This window comes from Priestia sp. P5_B4 (assembly GCF_056400385.1).
Window position 1 is genome coordinate 1 of sequence record NZ_JBFULJ010000314.1, and the last position, 4063, is coordinate 4063.

3 protein-coding genes are annotated in these 4063 nt (G+C 38.0%); all 3 read right to left on the reverse strand.

Translation table 11 applies throughout. From position 1 onward, the window contains the following. A partial coding sequence (locus tag AC1DRF_RS18235; protein WP_477741335.1) for a sulfatase family protein occupies positions 1-1543 on the reverse strand: 1543 nt, incomplete at its 3' end. Between the two features lie 506 nt (positions 1544-2049). Next, entirely contained in the window at positions 2050-2508 is a 459-nt protein-coding gene (locus tag AC1DRF_RS18240) for a cell wall hydrolase (protein WP_025751889.1), read from the reverse strand. A 189-nt stretch (positions 2509-2697) separates the two neighbouring features. After that, positions 2698-3999, reverse strand: coding sequence for a valine--pyruvate transaminase (locus AC1DRF_RS18245; protein WP_477741336.1), 1302 nt, complete (start codon positions 3997-3999; stop codon positions 2698-2700). Between the last annotated feature and the right edge of the window lie 64 nt (positions 4000-4063).

Here is a 4063-nt window from a genome sequence, read left to right on the forward strand (position 1 = left end):
CACGGGTTGTTTTAAGGGTAGTAAAACTCACAGGGTAACCTTCATATTGCTCTCCGTGAATGAATTCATCTTTTTCGTCATCTGCTGACCAAAATTGCAGATTATCATGATAGCGAGCGTATTTCCAAATTTCCTTTCCTGCCGCTGACGAAAACTCGACAATGATCGCTTGAATGTGATTAGGCTGAACAACTGACGGGTAGCTTTCTCCTAAAAAATTTGTTTGGTGAAGTCCTTTTGTCGGGTCATCATCCGTCATGAAGAAAATCGCTGTTTCCTCTTGCTCAGCAYACGTTTCTCCTCGAAGTATACCTGAGAGGTCTCGCCCAACAAATGGATGTACTTCCGTATGACTTTTTTGTAATTGCTTTTGAATAGCGGAAGCATCTATATTAGCTAAACTAAGCATTGTCGGGATCAAGTCAAGGTGACTAGTCAATGTGTCTGTACGTTGATAACTAGGAAACAAACGCTTGTTATGAATGAGAAGCGGAACGTGAATAGATTCTTCATACATGTTGTACCATTTTTGATGTAGTCCCCCGTGAGCTCCAAGCAAATCACCGTGATCAGACGTAAAAATAATAATTGTATTTTCATAGAACGAAGATTGTTCCATGGTCCGAAGAACTTTTAAAATTTGTTTATCAACATTTTTTTGCAGCTGATAATACAAGCGCCGGTAGAAGCTAGAATTTGGGGTTGGCTGCAGCGCTTTTGGATAGATGTATTTATAGCTGCTTTGAGCGCTAGGCTTTGTTTGTAAAGGTTCTCTAATGGTAGGTGGCGGATCGATGTTTGGAATCGTCTCATCAATAGAAAACTGAAACATAGGAAGGTGTTTGGTAATCGCTCCGAACAGCGCAATGTCATGCGGGTTCACAAATGAAGCTACCATGAGCCAAGGCTGCGCAGGCGCTTGATGTTCTAATCGTTGAATAAGCTCTATGATTTCCTCTGCATATATTTCGTCTCGTCCGCTCACTCCAACGGCCGCAGATGAACCGGAATTGTGCGGATTTCTCCCTTCCGGTTCCGGACCAATCCACCCTGAAAAACCAAACTTTTCAAGCTTATTAGCCCGTTGATAAAGGCCTTCTTTCTCTGGATCCGGTATTCCTGTTTGCATCTGATAGCTAGAAAAAACGTCATGTGTTCCTGGAATTAAGATGTTCTCATCAGAAATATGCCATTTTCCTTTATAAAAGGTTTGATACCCAGCCTTCTTAAAATACTCTCCCATCGTCGGGACGGTATTAGGCTGCAGCCAAAACATATCAGGATCTTGTGATTTCTTTGCGATACCTTGCGTTTGCGTAACTCCGTGCAATGAAGGATACTGCCCTGTAAATAATGTAGCTCGACTTGGTGAACAAGCTGTAGAACCGACGTAGTGACGAGTAAACTCCGTTCCATGCTGTTTTAAAAATTCATGTGCTTTTAAATGTTTTTTTCTCCACTTTTTTAGTTCTTTACTTTCATATAAGGGTGGAAATCGCTCCTCGTCCACGATAATCAACAAAAAATTAGGCTGTTTCTGCATGGTTATTCCTCCGCATGTTTATCAAATTTTCTGTATTGATAAACTATGTAAAAAGCACTTTTTTTAGAAGAACGGAGTACGGTTCATGTCTTTTTATACCCACACAAAAAAAGACTTGGAGGATTTCTCTAAGTCTTTCATAACTCGTTTCAATACGATATTCCTTATTTTTTGTAAGCTTTTAGCTGCTGATTTCGTTTATAGGTGCTAATGATACTAGGTATACCTACAATTATACTTATCATAAAACTCCACATCATGTAGCGCCAATCTCCTGTAAAAAGCGCTACTCCCGTAAAAAAACGAGCTGACCAGCAAGAGCTAACCATGAAGCTATCCAAGCAAACATCATATTCTCTTTCACGCTATCACCTCATATTTTTAGTTATGAATGACTTTTTATATTTTACCATGAAATTCTAATTTTAAAGATTATTCTACTATTTATTTTATGTACATAACTAAAAAAGCTAATAGCAGCGCGCAGCTAGCCATTAGCTTTTTTATTATTTTGCAAATACATGATTTCCTATTTTAATTGTTTCTTGTTTTTGGCGCAGCCATTGATCTCCCGTTTTATCAGGATTAAAGAAGAATAATGAACCTTTTCCTTGACCTTGGAAGTTAATTGCTTCTTCTACAGCTTTTTTTGAATCTTTGTCTGCAGGTTTATTAATTTGACCGTTGCTGACCGGACTATACTGACCTTTTTGATAAATAACGCCTTTTACAGTGTCTGGAAATTTGCTACTGTCGACTCTATTTAATACAACTGTCGCCACGGCTACTTTGCCTGCATAAGGCTCTCCTTTGGCTTCAGCTGATACAAGACGAGCTAATAATTCTTTATCATTTTTATTTACTTGAACGTGCTGTTCATGAGCGGGCGCTGCTGCAAATGCTGAGTAACCTGCACCAAAACTTGGGATAAGCATTGCTATAGCAATCACTAGTTTCTTTATCATAAAAATAAAAAGCCTCCTTGCTATTTCTTGACGTGGTTCATATGCTAGCAGAAATATAGGAGTCTTTCATTGCAAAAAATTATCCAGTTCCAAAAGAAATTGGATGTTATTGTCTTCTTTAAACAATCTTTAGCTTATAAAGAACCCTTTATGATTACGTATGAGTTGCACTTCTAAACCTTAAAGAAATTATAATTTTTCTGTTTGAAATATAAAGTTTGAACTGTATATTTCCTTAACTACTGAAGAAAGAATATCAATTCCTTTCTTTAACTCCTCATCTGCAGCAGTAAGACTTATGCGAATGCACTCCCGGTTGTGAGAAGAAGATTGGCTGCCGTGAAAGAATGAGCCGCCTGGCACTACAATCAAGTTTTCTGCTTTTAATTTATTGTATAGATCGCTATCACTGAAAGGCAAACCTTCTAACCAAAGCCAGCCAAATAACGAACCTTCCGCTTTGTGTAAATACCAAGGAATATCATCCGGCATACGTGTAGTTAAAAGGTTTTTTAAATAGTCATGTTTTTGTTTATAATGAGTTCTTATATAGTTAGCTGAAATTCCGGCTAACTGCCCGCTCTTTAAGGTGTTAACCACCATCCTTTGACCTAGCCTAGAGGAGTGAATCAAAATATTTGATTGAAATGCTTCCATTACTTTTATGAAGTCACTTTTTCCTATAGCAATTCCTATTCTCTCACCAGGCAATCCGGCTTTAGAAAGACTCRTGCAGTGAATGATATTATCATGTATGATCGGATCCATTTCAATAAAATTAATAGCAGGAAAAGGCGGTGCGTAAGCTGAATCAATTAGCAATGGAATGTGATAGTCCTTGCACACTTGGGATATAAGCTGTACGGCTTCTTCAGAAAGGATGTTGCCGCTTGGGTTATTAGGTCTTGATAATACAATAGCTCCGATGTCTGGGTCCTGAGCTATTTTATCTTTAAATGCCTGCTTGTTAAATTCATAGCGAAACGTATGACGATCAAGCTTTGAGAGGATAGGAGGAATTCCTTCTATTACACCTTCCTCAAGCGCGACTCCACTATACCCAGCGTAATCTGGCAGCATAGGTATTAATGCTTTTTTTACTCTTCCTTCTTTACTTGTACCGCAAAACGAATTTAAAGCTAAAAAAAAGAGATTTTGACTTCCCGACGTGATCAAGACTTGTTCTCTTTCCAGTTTAATACGATAATTCGTAAAGAAGTATTCTCTTATGCAATCAATTAATTCATGCGTACCGTAACTAGAACCATATTGGCTAATCAAATTTTTTAATTGTTTGTCGTTCACAATATCTCTTAAAGCTTCTTGCCACATTTCATAAACTTGAGGGAGGATGGCGGGGTTGCCAGCACTTAAATTCACATATTGATTGAGATTGGAATTGAGCACCTCTTGGATGTCATGCATGATAGCGCGAACGCCTACTTTATTAGTCATTTTGCTTCCTATTTTACTTAAATGCAAAGCAGTCACTAGTGCACCTTCTCCTTAAAGATTATGGTCATCGAATAGTAAGTATGGAACTTCAATCTTTTTA